The organism is Cupriavidus sp. 05T42, assembly GCF_056396345.1.
Genome location: NZ_JBFTLH010000009.1, coordinates 202,832 through 226,553, shown reverse-complemented (window position 1 = coordinate 226,553; position 23,722 = coordinate 202,832). Strand labels below are relative to the sequence as shown.

At 67.4% G+C, this 23,722-nt stretch carries 27 protein-coding genes; 12 read left to right on the top strand and 15 right to left on the bottom strand.

Annotation, left to right across the window (positions count from 1 at the left end; translation table 11 throughout):
- The first annotated feature begins 43 nt into the window (after positions 1-43).
- Positions 44-1,138 (top strand): J domain-containing protein, encoded by a 1,095-nt coding sequence (locus AC1EJR_RS15135; RefSeq protein WP_477147300.1) that lies wholly within the window; start codon positions 44-46, stop codon positions 1,136-1,138.
- A gap of 38 nt (positions 1,139-1,176) precedes the next feature.
- On the opposite strand, the gene AC1EJR_RS15130 is transcribed toward AC1EJR_RS15135, so the two are convergent.
- The 7 genes from AC1EJR_RS15130 to mltG form a co-directional block, all read right to left on the bottom strand.
- Positions 1,177-1,923 carry an ankyrin repeat domain-containing protein gene (locus AC1EJR_RS15130; RefSeq protein ID WP_454757036.1) on the bottom strand — a complete coding sequence of 249 codons (747 nt, stop codon included), beginning with the start codon at positions 1,921-1,923 and terminating at the stop codon, positions 1,177-1,179.
- Positions 1,916-2,710, bottom strand: a complete 795-nt coding sequence (locus tag AC1EJR_RS15125) for a TatD family hydrolase (protein ID WP_092293211.1) — start codon at positions 2,708-2,710, stop codon at positions 1,916-1,918. Before AC1EJR_RS15125 ends, AC1EJR_RS15130 begins: the two co-directional genes overlap by 8 nt.
- A gap of 20 nt (positions 2,711-2,730) precedes the next feature.
- Positions 2,731-3,240 carry a GNAT family N-acetyltransferase gene (locus tag AC1EJR_RS15120; protein ID WP_441591030.1) on the bottom strand — a complete coding sequence of 170 codons (510 nt, stop codon included), beginning with the start codon at positions 3,238-3,240 and terminating at the stop codon, positions 2,731-2,733.
- Positions 3,241-3,287: 47 nt separating this feature from the next.
- On the bottom strand, positions 3,288-3,725 hold the full coding sequence (locus tag AC1EJR_RS15115) for a PilZ domain-containing protein (RefSeq protein WP_441644195.1): 438 nt from the start codon (positions 3,723-3,725) through the stop codon (positions 3,288-3,290).
- Between the two features lie 114 nt (positions 3,726-3,839).
- Positions 3,840-4,868, bottom strand: coding sequence for a DNA polymerase III subunit delta' (locus tag AC1EJR_RS15110; protein ID WP_092293205.1), 1,029 nt, complete (start codon positions 4,866-4,868; stop codon positions 3,840-3,842).
- Positions 4,869-4,954: 86 nt separating this feature from the next.
- The gene (gene tmk, locus AC1EJR_RS15105) at positions 4,955-5,566 is read right to left on the bottom strand and encodes a dTMP kinase (RefSeq protein WP_092293203.1); all 612 of its coding nucleotides are present in this window, start codon (positions 5,564-5,566) and stop codon (positions 4,955-4,957) included.
- 7 nt (positions 5,567-5,573) lie between these two features.
- Positions 5,574-6,569, bottom strand: a complete 996-nt coding sequence (gene mltG, locus AC1EJR_RS15100) for an endolytic transglycosylase MltG (protein ID WP_092293201.1) — start codon at positions 6,567-6,569, stop codon at positions 5,574-5,576.
- Between the two features lie 254 nt (positions 6,570-6,823).
- Between mltG and ygfZ the strand changes: the two genes are divergently transcribed.
- Genes ygfZ through AC1EJR_RS15085 form a run of 3 tightly spaced genes read left to right on the top strand, consistent with a single transcriptional unit; the run spans position 6,824 to position 9,059 of the window.
- Entirely contained in the window at positions 6,824-7,831 is a 1,008-nt protein-coding gene (gene ygfZ / locus AC1EJR_RS15095; RefSeq protein ID WP_441644191.1) for a CAF17-like 4Fe-4S cluster assembly/insertion protein YgfZ, read from the top strand.
- Between the two features lie 19 nt (positions 7,832-7,850).
- Positions 7,851-8,141, top strand: a complete 291-nt coding sequence (locus AC1EJR_RS15090; RefSeq protein WP_092293197.1) for a DUF4936 family protein — start codon at positions 7,851-7,853, stop codon at positions 8,139-8,141.
- A 57-nt stretch (positions 8,142-8,198) separates the two neighbouring features.
- A complete protein-coding gene (locus AC1EJR_RS15085) occupies positions 8,199-9,059 on the top strand; it encodes an NRDE family protein (RefSeq protein WP_092293195.1) in 861 nt (286 codons plus the stop codon).
- A gap of 6 nt (positions 9,060-9,065) precedes the next feature.
- Here AC1EJR_RS15085 and AC1EJR_RS15080 read toward each other — a convergent pair whose 3' ends face one another.
- Positions 9,066-9,488 (bottom strand): GNAT family N-acetyltransferase, encoded by a 423-nt coding sequence (locus AC1EJR_RS15080; RefSeq protein ID WP_477112930.1) that lies wholly within the window; start codon positions 9,486-9,488, stop codon positions 9,066-9,068.
- 161 nt (positions 9,489-9,649) lie between these two features.
- On the opposite strand from AC1EJR_RS15080, the gene AC1EJR_RS15075 reads away from it, so the two are divergent.
- From AC1EJR_RS15075 to denD, 7 genes are all read left to right on the top strand, one after another.
- The gene (locus AC1EJR_RS15075; RefSeq protein WP_477147290.1) at positions 9,650-10,393 is read left to right on the top strand and encodes a FadR/GntR family transcriptional regulator; all 744 of its coding nucleotides are present in this window, start codon (positions 9,650-9,652) and stop codon (positions 10,391-10,393) included.
- Between the two features lie 23 nt (positions 10,394-10,416).
- Positions 10,417-11,313 (top strand): L-threonate dehydrogenase, encoded by an 897-nt coding sequence (gene ltnD / locus AC1EJR_RS15070; protein ID WP_477147289.1) that lies wholly within the window; start codon positions 10,417-10,419, stop codon positions 11,311-11,313.
- A 12-nt stretch (positions 11,314-11,325) separates the two neighbouring features.
- Positions 11,326-12,630 carry a 3-oxo-tetronate kinase gene (gene otnK, locus AC1EJR_RS15065; protein ID WP_441644219.1) on the top strand — a complete coding sequence of 435 codons (1,305 nt, stop codon included), beginning with the start codon at positions 11,326-11,328 and terminating at the stop codon, positions 12,628-12,630.
- On the top strand, positions 12,627-13,286 hold the full coding sequence (otnC, locus tag AC1EJR_RS15060) for a 3-oxo-tetronate 4-phosphate decarboxylase (protein ID WP_441591035.1): 660 nt from the start codon (positions 12,627-12,629) through the stop codon (positions 13,284-13,286). The genes otnK and otnC overlap by 4 nt, the downstream gene beginning before the upstream one ends.
- A gap of 161 nt (positions 13,287-13,447) precedes the next feature.
- Entirely contained in the window at positions 13,448-14,812 is a 1,365-nt protein-coding gene (locus tag AC1EJR_RS15055) for an MFS transporter (protein ID WP_092293187.1), read from the top strand.
- Positions 14,813-14,836: 24 nt separating this feature from the next.
- Entirely contained in the window at positions 14,837-15,619 is a 783-nt protein-coding gene (gene otnI, locus AC1EJR_RS15050; RefSeq protein WP_477112931.1) for a 2-oxo-tetronate isomerase, read from the top strand.
- Positions 15,620-15,649: 30 nt separating this feature from the next.
- Complete coding sequence (gene denD, locus AC1EJR_RS15045) at positions 15,650-16,621, top strand: D-erythronate dehydrogenase (protein WP_092293184.1); 972 nt, start codon at positions 15,650-15,652, stop codon at positions 16,619-16,621.
- Positions 16,622-16,674: 53 nt separating this feature from the next.
- Here denD and AC1EJR_RS15040 read toward each other — a convergent pair whose 3' ends face one another.
- The 3 genes from AC1EJR_RS15040 to AC1EJR_RS15030 all read right to left on the bottom strand — a co-directional run bounded on the left by AC1EJR_RS15040 (position 16,675) and on the right by AC1EJR_RS15030 (position 19,226).
- A complete protein-coding gene (locus tag AC1EJR_RS15040; protein ID WP_144195519.1) occupies positions 16,675-17,112 on the bottom strand; it encodes a YbgC/FadM family acyl-CoA thioesterase in 438 nt (145 codons plus the stop codon).
- A gap of 67 nt (positions 17,113-17,179) precedes the next feature.
- Positions 17,180-18,163, bottom strand: coding sequence for a tripartite tricarboxylate transporter substrate binding protein (locus AC1EJR_RS15035; RefSeq protein WP_441644188.1), 984 nt, complete (start codon positions 18,161-18,163; stop codon positions 17,180-17,182).
- Between the two features lie 46 nt (positions 18,164-18,209).
- Positions 18,210-19,226, bottom strand: coding sequence for an alpha/beta hydrolase (locus tag AC1EJR_RS15030; RefSeq protein ID WP_092293178.1), 1,017 nt, complete (start codon positions 19,224-19,226; stop codon positions 18,210-18,212).
- A 196-nt stretch (positions 19,227-19,422) separates the two neighbouring features.
- Here AC1EJR_RS15030 and AC1EJR_RS15025 point away from each other — a divergent pair, with 196 nt between their 5' ends.
- A complete protein-coding gene (locus AC1EJR_RS15025) occupies positions 19,423-19,944 on the top strand; it encodes an O-acetyl-ADP-ribose deacetylase (protein WP_092293176.1) in 522 nt (173 codons plus the stop codon).
- A gap of 27 nt (positions 19,945-19,971) precedes the next feature.
- On the opposite strand, the gene AC1EJR_RS15020 is transcribed toward AC1EJR_RS15025, so the two are convergent.
- The 4 genes from AC1EJR_RS15020 to AC1EJR_RS15005 are packed head-to-tail and all read right to left on the bottom strand — an operon-like array spanning position 19,972 to position 23,696.
- Entirely contained in the window at positions 19,972-20,904 is a 933-nt protein-coding gene (locus AC1EJR_RS15020; protein ID WP_454757031.1) for an alpha/beta fold hydrolase, read from the bottom strand.
- Positions 20,905-20,934: 30 nt separating this feature from the next.
- Positions 20,935-21,837, bottom strand: coding sequence for an SDR family oxidoreductase (locus AC1EJR_RS15015; protein WP_092293172.1), 903 nt, complete (start codon positions 21,835-21,837; stop codon positions 20,935-20,937).
- Between the two features lie 38 nt (positions 21,838-21,875).
- A complete protein-coding gene (locus AC1EJR_RS15010; protein ID WP_092293169.1) occupies positions 21,876-22,811 on the bottom strand; it encodes a glutathione S-transferase family protein in 936 nt (311 codons plus the stop codon).
- A 42-nt stretch (positions 22,812-22,853) separates the two neighbouring features.
- Positions 22,854-23,696 (bottom strand): class II aldolase/adducin family protein, encoded by an 843-nt coding sequence (locus tag AC1EJR_RS15005; protein ID WP_092293167.1) that lies wholly within the window; start codon positions 23,694-23,696, stop codon positions 22,854-22,856.
- Positions 23,697-23,722: the final 26 nt, after the last annotated feature.

Here is a 23,722-nt window from a genome sequence, read left to right as displayed (position 1 = left end):
CGTTAATTGTTGTCGGCCTCCGCTATTGCGTCTTTCCTGCTTGATGCATACCCATTACGACAACCTCAAGGTATCCCGCGACGCGCCCCAGGAAGTAATCCGGGCCGCGTACAAGTCGCTTAGCCAGAAATATCATCCCGATCGCCATGCGGACGGCGAGGAATCCAATCGCATCATGCGGCTGCTGAACGTGGCCTATGACGTCCTGAGCGACCCCGGGCGGCGCGCGGAGCATGACCAGTGGATCGTGGAGCAGGAGCGGATGGAGGCGATCCGCGCCCGCCGCCGCGAGGTGYCGCCGCGCCCTGCACCGGGCACGGCGCGGCCCCAGACGGCGCGTCCGCAGGCCCAGCCCCGGCAGCCACGCGCTGCCAGCGGCGCTGCCGGGGCGGCGGGAGGGGCCAAGGCCGGCGGTGCGTCCGCCCAGGGTGCCTCCGCGCGCGGCGCCAACAACAAGTCCTCGCAGAAAGCCGAAGAAGCCCGCCCCTCGCGCGGCGAGAAGACCCGTTTCCGCCCCAAACCCGAACCCCGGCCCGATGGCCCGCCGCCGCGCGGCCAGCCGCTGCCGGCCCATCTGGCCTTCCTGCTCTATATCGCGGTGGGGGCCAGCATCGTGGTCCTGCTTGGCGACTGGACGCCCAGCGCCAGTTCGGCCGCCGACACCCCGGTMGCGCTGGTCAAGCCGGCCCGGGCCGAGGAAGCCTTCCCGCCGCAACCGCCCCGCTACAGCCGGCCGGCCAACACGCCGCGCGGCATGCCGTGGCCGAGCCGCTCGGGCTACCTGACCGGCTATCCGGTGCTGAACAGCAACGGGTTGTCCACGGTGACCGTGGACAACACCCGCAATGTGTCCGATGTGTTCCTGAAACTGGTATCGATCGAGGGTGACGCGGCGATTCCGGTGCGCACAAGCTTCGTACGCAGCGGGTCGATGTTCACGATGGAGAATATTGCGCCCGGCCGTTATGACGTGCGCTACCGGAGCCTCGACTCCGGGGAGATCTTCCGTTCCGAGCGCTTCGACCTCAAGGAGATCCAGGAGGCCAACGGCACGAGCTTCGCCAACAACACGCTCACGCTCTACAGCGTGATGGGCAAGTCGAAGAGCGTGACCATCACGGAATCGGAATTTCCCTGAACCGGCTGGCGCCGGCCCAGTAACAGCTCAGTCGCCGTTCAGTACGGCTTGGGCTGCGGCTGCTTGTTCGGCGCGCCCTGGGTGCCCGAGGGGTTATAGGGCACCGGCTTCGGCGCGGGGGCCGGTACCGCGCCATAGAGTTTCTGCCAGCGGGACTTCAGCCCGTCGGCAATCTCCTTCTGGTTGTACTGCTCGGCAAAGTCGATCGCGGTCATGCGCTGCTGGTTCTTCAGGCGCAGGTCCGCGCCCTCGTCCAGCAGCACCTTCACGGTGTCGATATGCCCGCCGCGCGCGGCCATCATCAGCGGCGTGGTGCCGTTGGGGCTTTCCGCATCGATATAGGCGGCGTGATCGACGAGGTACTTCACCACCTCGTTGTGGCCGTTGGAGGCCGCGTAGTGCAGCGGCGCCCAGCCCTTCTTGTTGATCTCGGCCTCTTCGCCGTCGACCATCAGCTTCACCATGTCCAGCTCGCCCTGCAGGCTGGCCATCATCAGCGCGTTCTCGCCGGCCGGGTTGGTCTTGTCGAAGTCGATGTTCTTCGCCTTGATCAGCACCGTGGCGGCCTTGATCGATTTCTCGCGCAGCGCCAACACCAGCATCGGGTTGCCCCGGGCGTCGGTCAGGTTCGGGTCCACGCCGCGCGCCAGCAGTTTCTGCACCGTGTTGGCATCGTCGAATTCCACGGCCTTGCGCATGTCGTCCGCCGGCGCGGCCCAGCCTGCCGTGGCGGCGCCCAGCGTCAGGGCGGCCACCGCGCCACGCATCGTCTTCATGTCAAACATGAGCATTCCTGTCTATGTGCTTGAAGAGACGGAAGAAATTATCCGTCGTCTGTTCGGCGATGGTTTCCACCGGCACCCCGCGCAGCTGGGCAATGAACTCGCCCACATGCCGCACCCAGGCCGGCTCATTGGTCTTGCCGCGATACGGCACCGGCGCCAGATAGGGCGAATCGGTCTCGATCAGCATGCGGTCCAGCGGCACCTTCTTGGCGGTTTCCTGGAGGTCCGCCGCGCTCTTGAAGGTGACGATGCCCGAGAACGAGATATGGAAGCCCTCGTCGAGCGCCTGTTTCGCCACATCCCAGGTTTCGGTAAAGCAGTGCATCACGCCGCCGGCCTCGCGCGCATTTTCCTCGCGCATCACGCGCAGCGTGTCGTCCGCCGACGACCGGGTATGGATGATCAGCGGCTTGCCGGTCTGTTTGGCGGCGCGGATATGGGTGCGGAAGCGCTCGCGCTGCCATTCCATGTCGTCGACGCTGCGGCCATTGAGCCGGTAGTAATCGAGCCCGGTCTCGCCGGTGCCCACCACGCGCGGGTGAGCGGACAGCGCCAGCAGGCGTTCGAGCGTCGGGTCCTCGCCCTCCTCGTAGTCCGGGTGCACACCCACCGACGCATACAGGTGCGGATGCTGCTCGGCCAGCGCCAGCACGCGCGGGAAGTCCTCCAGCGTCACCGAGATGCACAGCGCGTGGGTGACCTGATTGGCCTTCATGTTCTCGAGCAGCTGCGGCAGCCGCTCGGACAGTTCCGGGAAATCGATATGGCAGTGGGAATCAACGAACATCGTCAGTCTCTGGATGCGGGTCAGTCGAGCCGGCGGCCGACGATCACGAGATCGCGCTCGATGCCATCGAGCACCGCCACGCGCGGCAGGTCGCCCCAGCGGGCGAAACCGTGCCGCTCGAACAGGGCCAGGCTCGGCGTGTTGTGGCCGAAGATGAAACCGAGCAGCGTGGTCACGCCCACCTGCGGGGCATGGGCGATGGCCTGCTCGAGCAGGTAGCGCCCCAGCCCTTGCCCACGGCGGTCCGCGTGTAGGTAGATCGACAGCTCGGCGGTCGCGCCATAGGCCGGACGGCCATAGAAATCCGAGTAGCTGAGCCAGCCGGCCATACGGCCCTCGGCATCCTCGCACACCCACAGCGGGCGGCGCTCCGGCTGATGGGCGTCGAACCACGCCTGGCGGGACGCCACGCTCACCGGCTCCGTATCCGCCGTGACCATGCGCGATGGCACCGTACTGTTATAGATCTCGACGATGCCGGGCAGGTCGGCTGGCGTGGCCAGGCGCAGGGTGAAATCGGAAATACGCATGAATAACAAATACTTGCGAAGCTAACTTCGCGTGGATGATCAGATTGCTACAAGGTCTGGGTCGGCCGTCCGGAATCGATGGCCTTGCCCAGGATTTCCTCGACGGCACGGCGCAGGTTGCGGCCATTGTCGTCCTCGGGCAGATGCACGCCCACGCCGGGGGTCTTCATCGGCGTACCGGCCGGCGTGATCCACGCGACCGTGCCCTGCACCTGGTATTTCTGCGGGCGGTCCAGCAAGGACAGCACCAGGAACACCTGTTCGCCAATCCGGAACGGCCGGTTGGACGGCACGAAGATACCGCCGCGCGTCAGGAACGGCATGTAGGCCGCGTACAGCCCCGCCTGGTCCTTGATCGACAGCGACAGCACGTTCGGCCGCTGCGCGGCGCCTGCCGTGGCAGGTTGGCCCGGCACGGTGGTGGGTGCTCCGGGTGCTGCGGGTGCGGCCGGACGCACGGGCGCGCCGGTGACTGGTGCATTCATTGTTTGACCCCTGTTTGGCGTTGCGCCCTGTCCGCTTGGTGCGGCGCTATTTGGCGCGTTTGACAAATCGACAGCTTGACTGCGTTAGCTTTTACCACGGGCGGCGCCCGATTCCTATCGCCCGGCGGCACTTCCCTGGAACAAATGCCGGTAATCGAGGAAAACGGACTCCATGACGAGGCGCGCCGCCAACGGATGGTTCTCGTTGCGCCGATGGCCGACCAGCCGGGCGCTGAACGCCTGGAGGCGGTGGGCATCGGTGGCGCCGGCACAACGCGCCAGCGCCGCCTGCTCCTTCGGGAAATAGCGGACCGCGCCGGTGCCGACGCAGAGCGCCAGCAGGTCATAGGTCCAGCGCTGGAGCGTGCCGAGCACGGCCGGCACCGGCAGCTTCTGAAGCTGCTCGGCGGCGGCCAGCGCGTCGAACGCGGCGCCCGCGCCCAGTTGCGAGACCAGCCAGCGCTGCATCGGCTGCTCCTCGGCTTCGGCGGCATGGAGCGCCGTCAGCGGCGATCCACCAGCCAGCGCCAGTTGCGCCTCGGCATCGGCCACGCCCTGGCTGCGCAGCCAGTCCAGCGCAGCGGCGGCCGTGGGGCGCTCCACGGAAAACTGGCGGCAGCGGGACAGGATGGTCGGCAGCACGCGGTCCAGCCGGTCGGTCACCAGCAGGAAAACCGTGGACGGCGGCGGCTCTTCAAGCGTCTTCAGCAGCGCGTTCGCGCCTTCGGTCTGCAGGGCATCGAGCGGATAGACCACCACCACGCGCAGCCCGGCGCGGTGCGTGCCCACGCCCACGGCCTCGATCAGCGCGCGCACCTGCTCCATGCGGATGATCTTGCTTGGCGCCTTCTTCTTGGCGCCGCCCTCGGCCTCGCCATCCGCCTCGCCGCTCGCATCGAGCGCCTCGGGGCGGACCACCGTGAAATCGGGATGGTTGCCCTGGCTGAACCAGTGGCAGGCCCCGCAGGTATTGCACGGCTGGCCATCGGCAAGAGCCGACTCGCACAGCAGGCCCTGGGCGAAATGCAGCGCCAGGTCCCGCTTGCCAATGCCTTGCTGGCCATGCAGCAGCATCGCGTGCGGCAGCCGGGGGCGCAGCGCAGCCAGTCGTTGCCAGTCTTCTCGTTGCCAGGGATAAAGCATGCCGATTCAGTCAGTTAGCAGGGATCGCTCATGTATTGTCGGAGGGTGGCCAGCGGACATCATCGCCGCCATATAGGCCATCCAGATCAAAGGCTTGCGATGATTTCCTCGAGCGTTACGCGAATCTCGTCGATCGAGCGCGTGGCGTCAATGACCCGGAAGCGCGCCGGGGCTGCCGCCGCACGGCGCAGGTACTCGTCACGCGTGCGCTGGAAGAAGGCGCGCGATTCGGCCTCGAACTTGTCCGGGGAACGCGCGCCGGCCAGCCGCGCACTGGCGGTCTCCAGCGGGACGTCGAACAACAGGGTCAGGTCGGGTTGCAGGCCGCCCTGCACCCAGGTTTCGAGCACTTCCAGCCGCCCAGTGGGCAGGCCTCGCCCGCCGCCCTGATAGGCGAACGTGGCGTCGGTGAATCGGTCCGAGATCACCCAGTCGCCTCGAGACAGGGCTGGCTCGATGACTTCGGCGATGTGCTCGCGGCGCGCCGCGAACATCAGCAGCGCCTCGGTTTCCAGGTGCATCGGCCGGTGCAGCAGCAGCTGGCGCAGGTCCTCGCCCAGCGGCGTGCCGCCCGGCTCGCGCGTGGTCACCACGCTGCCCGTATCGGCACGTGCGCGCAGGCGTTCGGCCACCCAGTCGATATGGGTGCTCTTGCCGGCGCCGTCGATGCCTTCGAAGGTAATGAATTTTCCGCGCATGAAAGGCTTATTTGCCGCGCTGGTATTTATCTACCGCGCGATTGTGTTCGGGAAGCGAATTGGAGAAATGGCTGCTGCCGTCGCCGCGCGCCACGAAGTACAGCGCATCGGACGGCGCCGGCGTCGTGGCCGCGGCCAGCGAGGCGATGCCCGGCAGCGCGATCGGCGTGGGCGGCAGGCCGGTGCGGGTGTACGTATTGTACGGGGTGTCCGTCTGCAGGTCCTTCTTGCGCAGGTTGCCGTCGAACGACTCGCCCACGCCATAGATCACGGTCGGATCGGTCTGCAGCATCATGTTCTTCCGCAGCCGGTTGATGAACACGGCGGCAATCATCGGCCGCTCCACGGCCTGCCCGGTCTCCTTCTCCACGATGGAGGCCATGACCAGCGCCTCGTACGGCGTCTTGTACGGGAGGTCCGGCGCGCGGGCGTTCCAGGCTTCGTTCAGGCGCTTCTGCATGGCGCGGTAAGCGTGGCGATACAGCTCGACATCGCTGCTGCCGCGCGCGAACAGGTAGGTATCGGGGAAAAACAGCCCCTCGGGTGACGGTTCCGTCGCACCGATGGCCTTCATCAGGTCTGCATCGGACATGCCCGCCGTGTCGTGCTTGAGTGCCGGGTTGGCATCGACCGCCGCCCGCATCTTGCGAAATTCCCAGCCTTCGATCACGGTAACTACATAGTGCGTGACCTCGCCCTTCACCATCTTCTCGATGATGTCGAGCGGCGTGATACCGGTCTCGAACTGGTAGCCGCCGGCCTTGAGGTCGGCGCCGTGGCCGGTGATGCGGGCCAGCAACTGGAACAGGCGCGGGTCCATCGACACGCCGCCGCGCTGGATCTGGCGGCCGACGCTGGCAACGCCCGAACTGGGCTTGATGATGACCTCGACGGGCGAGGCGGACAGGCCGACCGGCTGGTGCGCCCACCAAGCGAAGCCGCCGGCGGCTGCCAGGGCAAAGACCAGCAGGACCCCGATCAGACGCAGAACAATACGTTTCATGGAGGATTGGTGAATTTTGGCGACGCCAGGGTGATGCCAACGCCATGCCCCCAACGGCGGGTCGGGATCGGCAGGGCGGCGGGCCGGAATGGCGACAGCCCCATATAATACCGGGAGCCCCGCGCCGCCACGAGCCCGCATCGTCACGTTGCCGATTTGCCCTGGCGGCAAGCGTCCCTATATAGAGGAGGCGGCGGMACCCCATTCGGCGTGCCGCCGCCTCCCGTCACCTGTTCGCCAACMGGCCTGATTGCATGTCCAACGCAACTCCCACCCTGGCTTCGAGCCTTGAATCGCTGCGCCGCACCGGCGTAATCGCCACGCCTGCTGGCGTCGGGCTGATCCGCGTGGCCGGCGACGACGCCGCCGCGTTCCTGCACACCCAACTGACCAACGCCGTCGAGGATCTGTCCCCGGACACGGCGCGGCTGGCCGGCTACTGCTCGCCCAAGGGTCGCCTGCAAGCCAGCTTCCTGATGTGGCGCGATGCCGACGGCATCGTCCTGCAGATCTCGGCCGACATCCAGCCGGCCATCCAGAAGCGCCTGAGCATGTTCGTGCTGCGTGCCAAGGCCAAGCTGTCCGATCTTTCCGCCACGCATGGCGTGCTCGGCGTGGCCGGMCCGGCTGCCGCCGGCGCGCTCGCCGTGGCGGGCCTGCCCGCGCCGCAGGGTCCGCTCCAGGCAGCGAGTGCCGAAGGCGTCACCGTGATTCGTCTGACCGATGCCGATGGCGCCCCCCGCTGGCAGATCGTGGCCCCGGCGGAGCGCATCGCCGCCCTGCAGCAGACGCTGTCCGGCAACCTCGACGCCGCCGCGCCGGCCTTCTGGGACTGGCTCGACGTGCTCTCCGGCGTGCCGCGCATCAGCACGCCGACGCAGGAGCAGTTCGTGCCGCAGATGATCAATTTCGAGCTGATTGGCGGCGTGAACTTCCGCAAGGGCTGCTATCCGGGCCAGGAAGTCGTGGCGCGCAGCCAGTATCGTGGCACGCTCAAGCGGCGCATGTGGCGCCTGCATGGCGATGGCGAGGTACCGGCCGCCGCCGCCGAGATCTTCCGCCCGGAAGACCCGGAACAGCCGTGCGGGATGATCGTCAACGCGGCGCCGTCGCCTGAGGGCGGCTGGGATGCGCTGGCGGAACTGAAGATCGAGGCGGCCACGGGCGCGCTGCGGCTCGGCGCTGCTGACGGCCCGGCCGTGGCCACGCGTGCGCTGCCGTACGAAGTGCCGCTGCCGAATGCGGCCGAAGCGGCCGGCTGAATCTCCCCGGAGCGCCGACATGAGCGATCATCTGTACGTCTATTTCAATGTACCGGACGAGCGGGCCGTCGAGGCCCTGCCCCACTGGCACCGCTGGATGGAAACGGTGGCMGAAGCCACCGGGATTGGTGGTACGCTCATGCGCAGGCCCGAGACCCGCGCCGGCCTGCAAACCTGGATGGAATGCTATGCCGATGTGCCGCCCGCCTTCGACGCCACGCTCACGGGCCTGTGGCACCAGAGCGGGTTGTCGCAATGGGTCAGCGGCGAGCGGATGGCGGAACGGTTCGTGGATCTCGATGTCTTGTAGTTGTCTTGCAGTGTGCCGCATGAAGACATCGACTGATCAAGTTGTAAAGGAAGTGCTATGTGCCTGATTCTGGTGGCCTGGCAATCGCACCCGGACTATGCCCTGGTGGTTGCCGGCAACCGCGACGAGTTCTATGCCCGCCCGGCGGCGGCCGCGCACTGGTGGCAGGATGCCCCCCACGTGCTGGGCGGTCGCGACCTCGCGGAAGTGATTGGCGAACCCGGTACGTGGATGGGCATTGCGGGCGCTGACGCCCAGCATGCCGGCCACGCCCACCCGGGCGCGCGCTTTGCCGCGCTGACCAATTACCGCGCGCCGTCCGAGAAGCGCACCGATGCGCGCTCGCGCGGCGAACTGGTGTCGCAGTTTTTGCGCGGCAACCAGAGCGCCGACGAATACCTGCATGCGCTGGCCGGCGACCACGGCGCCTACAACGGCTTCAACCTGCTCGCGAGCGATCTGCACGACCTCTGGTGGTACAGCAACCGTTCGCCGTCGCGCCAGCCGCAACGGCTCAAGCCGGGGCTCTACGGCTTGTCCAACGCGCTGCTCGATACGCCGTGGCCCAAGGTGCGCAGCCGCGTGGGCGCGATGTGCGAAGTGTTGGCAGCGGATAGCGGCCAGCCTACCGCCAGCGCGGAACCGTACCTGCAACTGCTGGCTGACGACCGTCAGGCGCCCGACTGGGAACTGCCGCGCACGGGCGTGGCGCCGGAATGGGAAAAGCTGCTGTCGTCGTCGTTCATCCGCTCGCCGAGCTACGGCACGCGCGCCAGCACGCTGCTCCGCGTGCGGCACGATGGCCGTTTCGACTTCAGCGAGCGCAGCTTCGATGCGAATGGTCCGACCGGCGAGGTGATGTATCGCGGCCGGCTCAACGTGGCGCGCGACCCGGGCACCGTGCCGGCGCCCCGGTAATCACTGTTAAATCTGCTTCCGCATCTCCACGTGCGGGATGCCGGCTTCCTCGAATTCCTCACCCACCTGCTCGAACCCCACGCGCGCGTAGAACGGCGCCGCGTGGGTCTGCGCGTTGAGGATCAGTTCGGGATAACCGAGTTCAGCGGCCTTGGACATCAGCGCGTCCAGCACCTTCGCACCCATGCCGGTGCCGCGCGCCACCTTCAGCACGGCCATCCGGCCGATGTGGCCGTCCGGCAGCAGCCGGCCCGTGGCCACGGGCGTGCCATCGGCGGCGAATGCCAGCGCGTGCCAGCTCGGCTCGTCCATGTCGTCCCATTCCAGTTCCACCGGCACACCCTGCTCCTCGACAAAAACGCTGTAGCGGATGGCGCGGGCGCGCTCGAGGGCTTCGACCCAGGCGCAAACGATGACGGTCTCGGACATGATTCGATCCAGCTTGGAAGTMTGTAGAAAGGCGCAATGATACGCTGCGCAACGGGCGAATCGTAACGCAATGCACCAAACATCCTAGGGTTTCCCCGGTCGGCAGGCGCGCCGAAAATTTGTATGATGACCTGACTACCTGATCACTACCCTCCCTCGCCGTGCCCGTCTTCCAGAAAATTCCCGCCCGCGCCCTGACCGACAGCGTTGCCGAACAACTGCTCGAGAAGATCGAAGGTGGCGCCTTCCCGCGCGGCGCCAAGTTGCCGACAGAGGCCGTGCTGTCCGAGGAATTCGGCGTCAGCCGCACCGTGGTCCGCGAGGCGATTGCCCGGCTGAAGTACGAGGGGCTGGTGGAATCGCGCCAGGGAAGCGGCGTATTCGTCACCGATCAGGCGGGCATCCGGCCGCTGCGCATCGACTACACCGATACCGGCACGCTCGAATCGGTGCTCCAGATCGTGGAACTGCGCCGTTCGATCRAAGCCGAGGTAGCCGCGCAGGCCGCGCGCCGCCGCACCGATACGGCCATGACCAATATCGACGCCGCGCTGGCGCACCTCGATGCCACCGTGGCCGAAGGCGGCGATGGCGTGCAGGCGGACGTGGCCTTCCACCGTGCCATTGCCGAAGCCACCGGCAACCCCTATTTCCTCAAGACGCTGGCCTTCCTGAGCCAGTACCTCGAAACCGCCACGCGGGTGACCCGCACCAACGAAGCCCGCCGCGAGGACTTCTCGCGCCAGGTGCGCGAGGAACACCAGACCATCGTCGCGGCCATCCGCGCCGGCGATGCCGATGCCGCGCGCAACGCCGCGCAGACCCACATGTACAACGCCGCGCGCCGCCTCGCCCAACTGGGCGAGGACACGCCGGCCGAACGCGACGGCCTCCGCTCGCACTGAAACACTTCCGTAGGAGATTCAATATGTCCCGCAATGTCGGCGTCATCGGTTTGGGCGCAATGGGCAATGGTGTCGCGCAGTCGCTGCTGCGTGCCGGTTTCAAGGTCCACGCCTGCGACCTGCGCCCCGAGGTGCTGCAACGCTTTGCCGATGCCGGCGGTGTGCCGTGCGCCAATCCGGCCGAACTCGGCGAACGTTGCGACGTGGTCATCACGCTGGTGGTGAACGCCGCGCAAACGGAAGCGGTGCTGTTCGGTGACAACGGGGCCGTGCCGGCCATGTCCGCCGGCAAGCTGGTCATCGCCAGCGCCACCGTGCCGCCCGTCTTCGCCGAGACGCTGGGCAAGCGGCTGGCCGAGCGCGGCCTGCTGCTGCTGGACGCACCGGTCTCCGGTGGCGCAGCCCGCGCCGCCAGCGGCGAAATGACCATGATGACCTCCGGCCCCGCCGAGGCCTACGCGCTGGCCGAGGACGTGCTGGCCGCGATGGCGGGCAAGGTCTACCGCCTGGGCGACGCGCACGGTGCCGGCTCCAAGGTCAAGATCATCAACCAGCTGCTGGCCGGCGTGCATATCGCTGCCGCCGCCGAGGCCATGGCGCTGGGCCTGCGCGAGGGCGTGGACCCGGACGCGCTCTACGACGTCATCACGCACAGCGCCGGCAACTCGTGGATGTTCGAGAACCGCGTGCCGMACATCCTCTCCGGCGACTACACCCCGCTGTCCGCCGTTGACATCTTCGTCAAGGATCTGGGGATGGTGCTCGACACCGCGCGCACCAGCAAATTCCCGCTGCCGCTGTCCGCCGCCGCACACCAGATGTTCATGATGGCCTCCACCGCCGGCCACGGCGGCGAGGACGACTCGGCCGTGATCAAGATCTTCCCCGGCATCGAACTGCCGGCGGCCAAGGCCAAGTAAGGGGGCGCGATGATGACTGCATCGACCCCATCGACCCACACGCCCCTGCTCGGCTGCATTGCTGACGACTTCACCGGCGCCACCGACCTCGCCAACACGCTGGTTCGCAATGGCATGCGCACCGTGCAGACGATTGGCGTGCCAGCAGCCGGCACGGCCGATGACGCCGTGCAGGCGGACGCCATCGTCGTGGCGCTGAAGTCCCGCACCATCCCGGCCGCCGACGCCGTCGCGCAATCGCTGGCCGCGCTGGCCTGGCTGCGCGCCCAGGGCTGCCGCCAGTTCGTGTTCAAGTACTGCTCAACCTTCGATTCGACGGACGCCGGCAACATCGGCCCCGTGGCCGAGGCGCTGCTCGAGGCGCTGGGCAGCGACTTCACCATCGCCTGCCCGGCCTTCCCCGAGAACGGCCGCACCATCTTCCGCGGTCACCTGTTCGTGGCCGATACGCTGCTGAGCGAGTCCGGCATGGAACACCATCCGCTCACGCCGATGACCGACGCCAACCTGGTGCGCGTGCTGCAACGCCAGAGCCAGAGCAAGGTCGGCCTGCTGCGCTACGACAGCGTGGCGCGCGGTGCCGACGAGACCCGCACGCGCATCGGCGCCCTGCGTGCCGAAGGCGCGCGGCTGGCGATTGCCGATGCGATCTCCGACGCCGACCTGTTCACGCTCGGCCAGGCCTGCGCCGACCTGCCGCTGATCACCGGCGGCTCCGGTATCGCCCTGGGCTTGCCCGAGAACTTCCGCCGTGCCGGCCTGCTGCCGCAACGCGTGGATGCCGCCGAGGTGCCGTCCGTCGATGGCCACGGTGTGGTGCTGGCTGGCAGCGCGTCGCGCGCCACCAATGGGCAGGTAGCGCACTGGATCGCCCAGAAGCGCCCCGCCCTGCGCATCGACCCCCTCCGGCTGGCCCGTGGCGAGCCGGTGGTGGACGAGGCGCTGGCCTTTGCCGCCGATCGCGCTGAACCCGTGCTGATCTACGCCACCGCCACCCCGGATCAGGTCAAGGCCGTGCAGGCCGAACTGGGCGTGGAGCGCGCCGGCCATCTGGTGGAGGCCGCGCTGGCTGGCATCGCCGCCGCGCTCAAGGCCTCGGGCACGCGCCGCTTCGTGGTGGCCGGCGGCGAGACCTCCGGCGCCGTGGTCCAGTCGCTCGCCGTGCAGGCGCTGCGTATCGGCACGCAGATCGCGCCGGGCGTGCCCGCCACGGTCACGCTGGACGCCACGCCACTCGCGCTGGCCCTGAAATCGGGCAACTTCGGCGGCGAGAATTTCTTCGACGAGGCGCTGCGCGCGCTGGGAGCGGCGCAATGAGCGGCAAGACGGAATCCGCGCTGCGCGAGGAGATCTGCCGCGTCGGCGTCAGCCTCTACCAGCGCGGCTACACGGTCGGCACGGCGGGCAATATCAGCGCCCGGCTCGATGACGGCTGGCTGATCACGCCGACCGACGCCTGCCTCGGCACGCTCGACCCGGCCGCCGTGGCCAAGGTCGGCCTGGACGGCAGTTGGGTGTCCGGCGACAAGCCGTCCAAGACGCTGACGCTGCACCGCGCCGTCTACGACAACAATCCGAACGTGCATGGCGTGGTCCATACCCACTCCACGCACCTGGTGGCGCTGACGCTGGCTGGCGTCTGGCAGCCCGACGATGTCCTGCCCCCTCTCACGCCGTACCACGTGATGAAGGTGGGTCATATACCGCTGATTCCCTACCACCGTCCCGGCGACCCAGCCGTGGCCGCGCGCGTGGCCACGCTGGCCAACGACGTGCGCGGCGTGCTGCTGGCGCGCCTCGGGCCGGTGGTGTGGGAAGACAGTGTCTCGCGCGCGGCGTACGCGCTGGAAGAACTGGAGGAGACCGCCAAGTTATGGATGATGCTCAAGGACCAGGCCGGCTTTGCCGACCGCGCCAGCCTCGATGAGGCTGCGTTGACCGAACTGCGCGACGCCTTCAAGGCGCGCTGGTAGCCCGGGCAGGCCCGACGTCGATCAGTAGAACGCCCCCCTAGGACAAAACGCGACGATTTTCGCGACGCGAGCTGCGTGGTGCCCCCGGCCCCGCGCGGGATGCGTGCGCGCCAACGATTGCCGGCCGTCATCCGACGGCCATGAAATTGGAGACCTCAAACGTGAATACTTCCCACACGGCGGCCGGCGCGGCTGCCATTCCCGCCAGCGGCCGGCTCGACGCCGACGCCGTCATCGAGAAACGCGCCTACAAGAAGGTGTTCTGGCGCATCATGCCGTTCCTGATGCTCTGCTACGTGATCGCCTACCTCGATCGCGTGAACGTGGGCTTCGCCAAGCTGCAGATGGCCCAGGACCTGCAATTCTCGGAAACCGTGTTCGGCCTCGGCGCCGGGCTGTTCTTCATCGGCTACTTCCTGTTCGAGGTGCCCAGCAACCTGCTGATGCACCGCATCGGCGCGCGCATCTGGATCGCGCGGATCATGATCACGTGGGGCATCATCTCAGCGCTCTTCGTGTTCGTGAAGACGCCGACCACGTTCTACATCATGCGCTTCCTGCTCGGTCTGGCTGAAGCGGGCTTCTATCCCGGCGTGATCCTGTACCTCACCTACTGGTTCCCGGCCGACCGCCGCGCCAAGATGATCGCGCTGTTCATGTCGGGCATTCCGGTGGCCGGCATGTTCGGCAACCCGCTCTCGGGCTGGATCATGGACGCCTTCCACGACACGCACGGCTGGGCCGGCTGGCAGTGGATGTTCTTCATCGAGGCCCTGCCGGCATTCCTGATCGGTGTCGTCACGGTCTTCGTGCTGCGCGACGGCATCGACAAGGCCCCGTGGCTCGACGCCGATGAAAAGCGCGTGCTCAAGCGCAATATCGAGGAAGACGAGCGCAACGCCAGCGCCGCCGCCACGGCCAACGGCCAGCGCGGCGTGCATTCGCTGGGCGCCGTGTTCAGCGACCGCCGCGTGTGGTGGATGTGCCTGATCTACTTCTGCTTCGTGACCGGCCAGTACGCGCTGACGTTCTGGATGCCGACCCTGGTCAAGGCCAGCGGCGTAAGCGGCAACCTGAAGATCGGCCTGCTCTCGGCGATTCCGTTCGTCTGCGCCATCGTCGTCATGAACATCCTCGGCCACAGCGCCGACGCCCGTCGCGAACGCCGCTGGCACCTGATCGTGCCGGCCCTGATGGGCGCCGTGGGCTTTGCCATCGCGGCCTCGTTCACCGACAATACCGTGGTAGCCATCGCCGCGCTGTCCCTGGCGGCCGCCGGGGTGCTGACCTGCGCACCGCTGTTCTGGTCGCTGCCGACCGCGTTCCTGTCGGGCATCGCCGCCGCATCGGGCATCGCCGTGGTCAACTCGGTGGGCAACCTCGCCGGCTTTGTCTCGCCGTACATGGTGGGCACGCTGAAGGATCTGACCCACAGCACGCAGCTGCCGATGTATGTGCTGTCCGGCATCCTGGTGGTGGGCGCGCTGCTGGTGTGGCTGACGCCCGCTAAGATGGTCAACCGCTGATTCCATTCCTCCTAGGAGACCGCCATGCCGCGCTTTGCCGCGAACCTCTCGATGATGTACACCGAGCACGATTTTCTGGACCGGTTCGCCGCCGCGGCGGCGGACGGTTTCCAGGCGGTGGAATACCTGTTCCCGTACGATCATCCGGCCGCCGAGATCCGCAAGCGGCTCGATGACAACGGGCTGACCCAGGCACTGTTCAATGCGCCGCCGGGCGACTGGGGCGCGGGCGAGCGCGGCATCGCCGCCCTGCCCGGCCGCGAAACCGAGTTCCGCACCGCGTTCGCGCGGGCGCTCGAGTACGCCGGCGTGATCGGCAACGACCGCGTCCACGTGATGGCCGGCCTGGTGCCGGCCGATGCGGACCGCGCGAAGGCGCGTGCCACGTATCTCGAGAACCTGGCCTATGCCGCCGCCTCGGCCGCCGCGCAGGGCGTGACGGTGCTGATCGAGCCGATCAACACGCGCGACATGCCGGGCTACTTCCTGAAGCGCCAGGACGACGGCCAGGCCATCTGCCAGCAGGTGGGCGCCGCCAACCTGAAGGTGCAGTTCGACTGCTACCACTGCCAGATCGTCGAGGGCGACCTCGCGGTCAAGCTCAAGCGCGACTTCGCGGGCATCGGCCATATCCAGATCGCCGGCGTGCCGGACCGCCACGAGCCGGATCTGGGCGAACTGAACTATCCCTACCTGTTCAACGTGATCGACGAACTCGGCTACGACGGCTGGATCGGCTGCGAGTACCGCCCGCGCGCGGGCACCTCGGCGGGTCTCGGCTGGCTGAAGCCGTACATCAATCGCTGAACTGAACGTCTACACGACTGAGCTGCAACCATGAATGTACTGATTACCGGCGGCGCCGGCTTCCTCGGCCTGCAACTGGCCCGCCTGCTGCTCAAGCGCGGCAGCCTGAACCTCGACGGCAAGGCCGTCACGATCGACCGCCTGACGCTGCTGGACGTCGTGGCGCCGCAGATCGACGATGCGCGCGTGCGMGTGGTCACCGGCGACCTCTCCGACCCGGCCGTGCTGGCCCGCGCGATGGATGCCGATACCGGCGCCGTGTTCCACCTGGCCGCCGTGGTCAGCGGGCAAGCCGAGGCCGATTTCGACCTTGGCATGCGCGTGAATCTCGATGCCTCGCGCGCGCTGCTCGAAACCTGCCGCCAGCTGGGCCACCGCCCGCGCGTGGTGTTCACGAGTTCGGTGGCCGTCTATGGCGGCAAGCTGCCGGCCGTGGTGCAGGACGACACCGCGCTGAACCCGCAGTCGTCGTACGGCGCGCAGAAGGCCATCGGCGAACTGCTGCTGTCCGACTACAGCCGACGCGGCTTCGTCGATGGCCGCGTACTGCGCCTGCCGACCATCAGCGTCCGCCCGGGCAAGCCCAACGCGGCGGCGTCGTCGTTCGCCAGCGGCATCATCCGCGAACCGCTGGCCGGCGAGGCCGCCAACTGCCCGGTGGCCCCCGAGACGTCGCTGTGGCTGCTCTCGCCGCGCGGCGCCATCACGGCGCTGGTCAACGGCCTGGAACTGGACGGCGCGCGCTTCGGCAACCGCCGCGTGGTGAACCTGCCGGGCCTGTCGGTAACCGCCAAGCAAATGGTCGAGGCGCTCCGGCGCGTGGCCGGCGACACCGTGGCCGACCGCGTCACCTGGCAGCGCGAAGAACGCATCGAGAACATCGTCGGCACTTGGCCGGCGGCATGGGACGCCACCCGCGCCGTCGAACTGGGCTTCCAGAGCGACGCGAGCTTCGATGACGTGATCCGCGGCTATATGGAGGATGCGGGAATCGGGGGCTAAACCGTCCGACTGCGGTTCGATTGCGGAGGTTTTCGTCCCCGAAAGCCTCCGCCCTACCGCTCCGGCTTCACCACCTCGTACGCCTCGATCGTCTCCCTGACCTGCCCGGGGATCGGGGCCGATTTCTGCGTGGCCGGGTCAGCGCAGACGTAGATCACCTCCCCGGTGATCAGGTGTTCGTCGCCGCGATACATTTCCACGCGGAACAGCATGCTCGAGCGGCCCAGGCGGGCCATGCGGCCGCGGATCTCCAGCATGTCGTCGAACCGCGCCGAGGCGTGGTATTCCAGGGTCGACTTCACCACGAAGATGTCCACGCCGTGCGCGTGGAGGACGTCTTCGGGATAGCGGATGCCCACCGCGCGCCAGTACTCGGTCACGCAGATATCGCAATACGTCAGGTAGTGCGCGTTGAAGACGATGGACTGCGGGTCCACCTCGGCCCAGCGCACGCGCAGCGGCACGCTGTGGCGGAAATCCTCTTTCGCCATGTTTCGTATTCCCCAAGCCAATACGGGCGCCTCGAGGGGCGCCCGCATGTCATCGTCATTCAGCGAATTACTGTGCCTTGGCCAGGCCCAGCTTCTCGATGATGGCCTTTTCCTTCTTGACCGTCTCGGCGGCGAAAGCCGCGTACTGCTCGCTGCTCATGTAGTACGGCTCCATGTCGAACTTGGCGAGCGACTCGCGGTAGTTCGGCATTTCCATCGCCTTCTTGAACGCGTCATGCAGTTTCTGCACGATCTTCGGGTCCGTGCCCTTCGGCACCACCAGCCCGAACGGCGACGTCTGGACGATGCCCATGCCGAGTTCCTTTAGCGTCGGCACGTTCGGGAAGCGCGCCGAGCGCTTCTCGCCCCAGGTGGACAGCAGGCGCAGCTTGCCCTGCTCCACATACTGCGCCCACGCCGGCGTGTCCGCCACCGACATCACGTGGCCGCCCAGCAGGGCCTGCATCGATTCCGAGTTGCCTTTGTAAGGAATATGCGAGAACTGCACGCCCTGGCGCATGGCCAGTTCTTCCATGGTCAGGTGCAGCGTGGTCATCGAGCCTGGCGAGCCGTAGGTCAGCTTGCCCGGATTGGCCTTGGCGTAGGCCACGTACTCCTGCATCGTCTTGATCGGCGAATCGGCCGGCACCACCAGACCGAACGAATACCCGGCCAGGTTGATGACGTACGACAGATCCTTCACCGGATCCCAGTTGATCTTGGTGGTGTACGGCAGGCGGTAGACCGGCATGGCGACCTGGGCCAGCGTGTAGCCGTCAGGCGCCGTGGATTGCATCAACTGGGCCGGCAGCACGCCGCCGGCACCCGGCTTGTTCTCGACGATCACGGGCTGGCCGAGGATCTTCGAGGCGTTGTCGGCCAGCACACGGAACGGGATGTCGGTGGAACCGCCCGCCGTGTAGCCGATGATCAGGCGGATCGGCCGGGTTGGGAATTTTTCCGCCTGCGCGTGGGCCGGCAGGGCTGCGAAACCGATCGCGGCCGTGGCGGCGAGCATGCCCGCACGGGCGATGAAATGGCGGCGTTGCATAAGTCAATGTCTCCTTCTTCTGCTGCAGTTCTGCAATATTGCGACTTCAGGTCTTGAATGCTTGACGGAGCGCGCCGTTGGCGTCGGCGTGCGCCTGTAGTACAGCCGGCACGAAGCGGCCGAGCTTGAAAAAATCGTGAATCATCGACGGATAGTCGACCAGCGTGGCCGGCACGCCCGCCGCCTGGAGCTTGGCGGCGTAGGCCACGCCCTCGTCATGCAAGGGGTCGTAGCCGGCCACGGCGATCCAGGCCGGGCATACCCCGCGCACATCGGCGCCGGTACCGCCCCCGTCCAGCGGCGCGAAGCGCCAGTCGTCACGGTCGGCGTCCTGGCCCAGATAGTGCGAAAAGAACCACTGGATCATGTCGCCAGTGAGCAGGTAGCCCTCGGCCAGTGCGCGGTGCGAGGGTGTGTCCTGCCGCGCGCTCGTGCCTGGATAGATCAGCAGTTGCAGCACCGGCGCCAGGCCGGCGTTGCGGGCCGCCACGGCGCTGGCTGCGGCCAGCGTGCCGCCGGCGCTGTCGCCGCCGAGCGCGATCCGGGCCGGGTCGGCGCCCAGCCGCTCGGCTTCGGCGACGACCCAGTGCAGCGCGTCGAACGCATCGTTGGCGGCCGTCGGGAATTTCCAGTCCGGCCCGAGCCGGTAGTCCACCGACAACACCAGGCATTCCGCGCCCATGCAGAACGTGCGGCACAGCGCATCGTGCGAATTGACACTCCCCACTGTAAACCCGCCGCCGTGGAAATACACCAGCAAGGGCAGCGGATCGGCCCAGCTTGCCTCGCGCGGTGCATAGAGCCGCACCGGAATCTGATGGCCGTCGCGCGCCGGGATGGCGAAGTTCTCCACGTCATGGACGGGCGGCGGCGAAATATCGAGGATCGGGGCGCTTTTCTCGTACGCAATCTTGGCGTCCGCCACGTCCAGCGCGTGGATCGGCGGGCGCTTGGCGCGCGCGATCAGGTCCAGCAACTGCGCAACTTGCGGGTCGAGCGGCTGGGAGGACTTGCCAGGAGGAACACCGGACGCGGAATCGGTCGGCAAAGGCTTGGCGGACATGGACTGACCCGAGGAAGCTGTCTCTGAATATTGTCGAGGTTCGAATAGTGAACGATCGTTCGTTTTCCGTATCATGCCAGCGTTTTGCGGTTGCAGCATGACGAAATCATTCCGGCGATGTGTTTTGGCGACGCTTTTGCGCGATCATCGACCACATCAGCGGCTATGCTGAGAGCGTATTCCATCGGGAGACACCATGACAGGCGAGCACTTGCAGGTTGTACACGGGGATATTACGCGGCTGGAGGTCGATGCCATCGTCAATGCCGCGAACAACGGCTTGTTGGGCGGCGGGGGTGTGGACGGCGCCATCCACGGCGCGGGCGGGCCGGCCATCATGAACGCGTGCCGGGCGATCCGCGATGCACAGGGCGGCTGCCCGACCGGCGAAGCGGTCATCACCACGGGCGGCCTGCTGCCGGCGCCCTATGTCATCCATGCGGTGGGGCCGGTCTGGAAAGGCGGGAGCCAGAACGAGGACGCGCTGCTGGCCAACGCCTACCGCAACAGCGTGCGGCTGGCCGGCGAGCAGGGCCTGCGCACCCTCGCCTTCCCGAACATCAGCACCGGCATCTACGGCTTTCCGCGCGAGCGCGCCGTGGACATCGCCATCCGCGCCGTGCGGGACGCCCTGCCCAAGGCGCCGAGCCTGGAGCAGGTGACCTTCGTCTGCTTCGATGACGAGAACTACCGCCTGTATCGCGAGCGGCTCACCTAGTCACCCTTCACCACCCTCCACGATCGATCACGGCAGCGCGCTGCGGATCAGCAGATTGATCCGCTCGGGCTGCTCGTGGATGATCCAGTGCGTGCCTTCCGGAATCCGCTCCAGGCGCAGGTCGGGGACGAAGTCCTCCAGCCCGTCCGCGAGCGTCTTCGGTAGCGCGCGGTCGTTCTCGCCCCAGATCACCAGCGTGGGCACGCGTACGACGAAGGCCGACGGATCGAGCCGCGAGATGTCCGGCGCGGCTTCGCCCGGCCCGGGCGGGTGCATCGGCGAGGCGCGGTAGTAGTTCACACCCCCCGTAAGCGGATGGCTCCCGGCATCGCCCGGCTGCGACCACGCCGCGTGGTACCGCGTGCGCGTCTCGCCGTTGAACCAGGCGGGCAGCCGGTCGGCATCGCCCGTCAGCATCTTCTCCAGCAGCGCGAATTCGTCAGCGGCCAGCGCCTGCTCGGACCCCGGCTTGCGCAGCCAGTTCATATAGCCCGATGCCTTTTGCTGCGCCGCATCGGCCGACAGCGCGCGCGCAAACACATAGGGATGGGGCGAGTTGATGATGATCAACTGCTCGACCAGATCCGGATGCTGGATGGCGAGGTTCCAGCAGATCGCCCCGCCCCAGTCGTGCGCCACCACCACGCAGCGCTGGTAGCCCAGCGCGCGCACGAACTGCACGAGATCCTCGACCAGATGCTTCGGTTTGTAGGCGTCCGGCTCGGCCGGCTTGCTGGACAGGTTGAACCCACGCAGGTCCGGCGCCACGGCGAAATGGGTCTGGCCGAACTGCGCCAACTGGTGCTCCCAGGCGTACCAGAACTCGGGAAAGCCATGCACGAACAGGATCAGCGGCCTGCCCTGCTCCCCGGCGCTCGCGTAATGGAGGCGGGTGCCGTTGGGCAGGTTGGCAAACTGCAGGTGCTGAATCACAGCGGGTGCGGTCATCGCGGTCTCCATCGCCACTCCTTTATGTTAGGGTGGCTCGGTTCAGCCGCGCAGCGCGGCGATCAGGCCGGCGCGCACTTCTTTCTTGTCGCCGAACGGATCGCCCGGATTGCGCTGGCCGACGATGTCCTCCATGCGTTGCCGCACCGTCTCCAGCGCCTGCGGGTGGGAGTAAATATAGAAGCTTTCGTCGCGGATGGCGTCGAAAGTGAGCTGCGCCACATCGGCCGCCGTCACCTTGCCCGAATGCACGGCCTTGTCCGACAACGCCTGCGACACCAGTTGCGAGCGCGTGGGCGGTGCCTCATTGGCCAGCCCGGCCGGCCGGTTGCGCTGCGACTGGCTGATGCCGGTCGGCACGAAGTACGGGCACAACACCGAGCAATGCACCTGCTCCGTGACCAGGCTCAGATCCTGGTAGAGCGATTCCGATAGCGACACCACCGCGTGCTTGGAGACGTTGTAGACCCCCATCGCCGGCGGGTTCAGCAGCCCCGCCATCGATGCCGTATTGACGATATGGCCCTGGTAGCCCGGATCCTTCGTCGCAGCGGCCAGCATCAGCGGGGTGAAGATCCGCACGCCGTGGATCACGCCGTAGAGGTTCACGCCGAGCACCCAGTCCCAGTCCTTCTGGGTGTTTTCCCAGAGCAGCCCGCCCGCGCCGACGCCGGCGTTGTTGAACAGCAGGTGGACTTCGCCGAACGCGGTCATCGCCGCGTCAGCCAGCGCCTGCATGTCTTCGGCGCGCGACACATCGGTGCGCAGGCCGATGACTTGCACGCCCTGCGCCTTGAATTCGGCGACGGTTGTGTCKAGTGCATCCTCCTGCACATCGGCCAGCACCAGCTTCATGCCCAGCGAGGCACCGATCCGGGCGAATTCCTTGCCGAAACCGGACGCGCCGCCGGTGATCACCGCCACCTTGCTCTCGAACTGCTTCATATCGTCTCCTCCGGCAGATGCCTTCTTATATAGGGATGTCAGGCGGCGGACTGCACGTGGTAGCCCTGCCGCGGGAAATGGACGTTGACGGCGCCGGCACGCGGGTCCTGCCGGCGGATGGTGACCACGTGGCCGGTCAGCGTCAGCAGCACGCCGGCGACGGGATCCTTCGCATAATCGGTGGGCGTGACCGTGACCGGGTCGCCCGCCGCCAGGCCGCTGCCGGGCAGGATGGTGGTGTCGTGCGGCAGCGGGTCGTGGTTCAGCGCGTCGGCGATGGCGGTCTCGGGCGGCACCACGCGCAGCTTGCCGTGGCCGTACGCCTGCATGCGCGCGAACCAGGTCTTGACCAGCGGGTAGCCGTCGAGGATCGCCGCCAGCGGCGTGGCGCGGCGGATGAACCAGAGGTTGTGGAACAGCGAGAAATCGGCAATCGACAATTCCGGGCCGGCCACATGCGGCACGCCGGCTGCGAACTGCTCCTGCAGGCGGCCCAGCGTGTCGTGGAGCATCGCGGCGGCCTCGGGCAGCGGCATGCGCAGCGCGTTGGTATCGCCGCGCATGGCCTTGCGGTCGGCGATGAACGCCTGCACCTGGCCCGGCGTCAGGTGCGCCAGCATCGCCTGCACGCCGGCTGGCTGCATCGTGTAGGTGACCGAGGCCGTGAACAGCGCGCTGTCGATCCACGCCGCCGCCAACCGCGCCGAGGCAGCCTGGATGGCCGGATAGAGCGGCGGCTGGGGGGCCAGCCGGTCCAGCACGTCGCAGATCAGCGCCGTATCGCAATAGATGTCCGCGCCAATCTGCATCACCGGGGTGCGGCGGTAGCCGCCGGTCAGCGCCAGCAGATCGGGCTTGGGCAGGATGGGCGGGATCTCCACCGCGTTCCAGGTCAAGCCCTTGGCGCCGAGCACGAGACGAATCTTCTCGGAAAACGGCGAGGTGGCGTACTGATGCAGGATGATGTCAGGCATGCGATGCGGGTCCGGTCAGGTCGGGTTGGATCGATTGGGGGCTTATTCCAGGAGGTCGGGCTGCTCGCGCACGATGCGCGCGTACAGCGGCTGGAACTGGAACCAGCCCGCCTGTGCGGTACCGACGATGGAGTATGCCTGCCGCGCCGCTGCCTCGCCAATCATCTTGAGCGGGGCGTTGGTGCGCGCCGACGCAGCCTCCGCCAGGAGCTGCACCTGGCACGAACGCTCCATCGTGATGAACCACCACGCGGCCTCGTCCACGGTCTTGCCGACGGTCAGCAGGCCGTGGTTCTGGAGGATGGCGGCCTTGTTGTCGCCCAGCGCGTTGGCAATGCGCTGGCCTTCGTCGAGTTCCACCACCACGCCGCCGAAGTCGTCATACAGCGCGTGGTCGTCGTAGAAGGCGCAGACGTCCTGGGTGAGCGGATCGAGCTTGCGGCCCAGCGTGGACCACGCGCGGCCATGGGTGCTGTGCGAGTGCGCCGCCGCCACGGCGTCCGGCCGGGTCCCGTGCACGCGCGAGTGGATGGCGAACGCCGCCGCGTTGACCGGGTAGTCGCCCTCCACCACGTTGCCGTGGTGGTCGCAGCGGATCAGGTTCGACACCGTCACCTGGCTGAAATGGACGCCGAACGGGTTGACCCAGAAGGTGTCCTCGAACTCGGGGTCGCGCGCGGTGATATGGCCAGCCACGCCTTCATCGAATCCGAATTTCGAGAACAGCCGGAACGCCGCCGCCAGCCGCTGCTTGCGGTGCAGCCGCTCCTGCGCCGGGGTGTCGAACTTGGGCGGGCGCGGCAGGTTGCGGTAGCGGGCCTTGACCTCCTCGGACAGGCCCTCGGCCATGTCGTCGGGGCGGGGTGCGGATTGCGGGGCGTTCATGGGGTGTCTCCCTCTATATGTATACG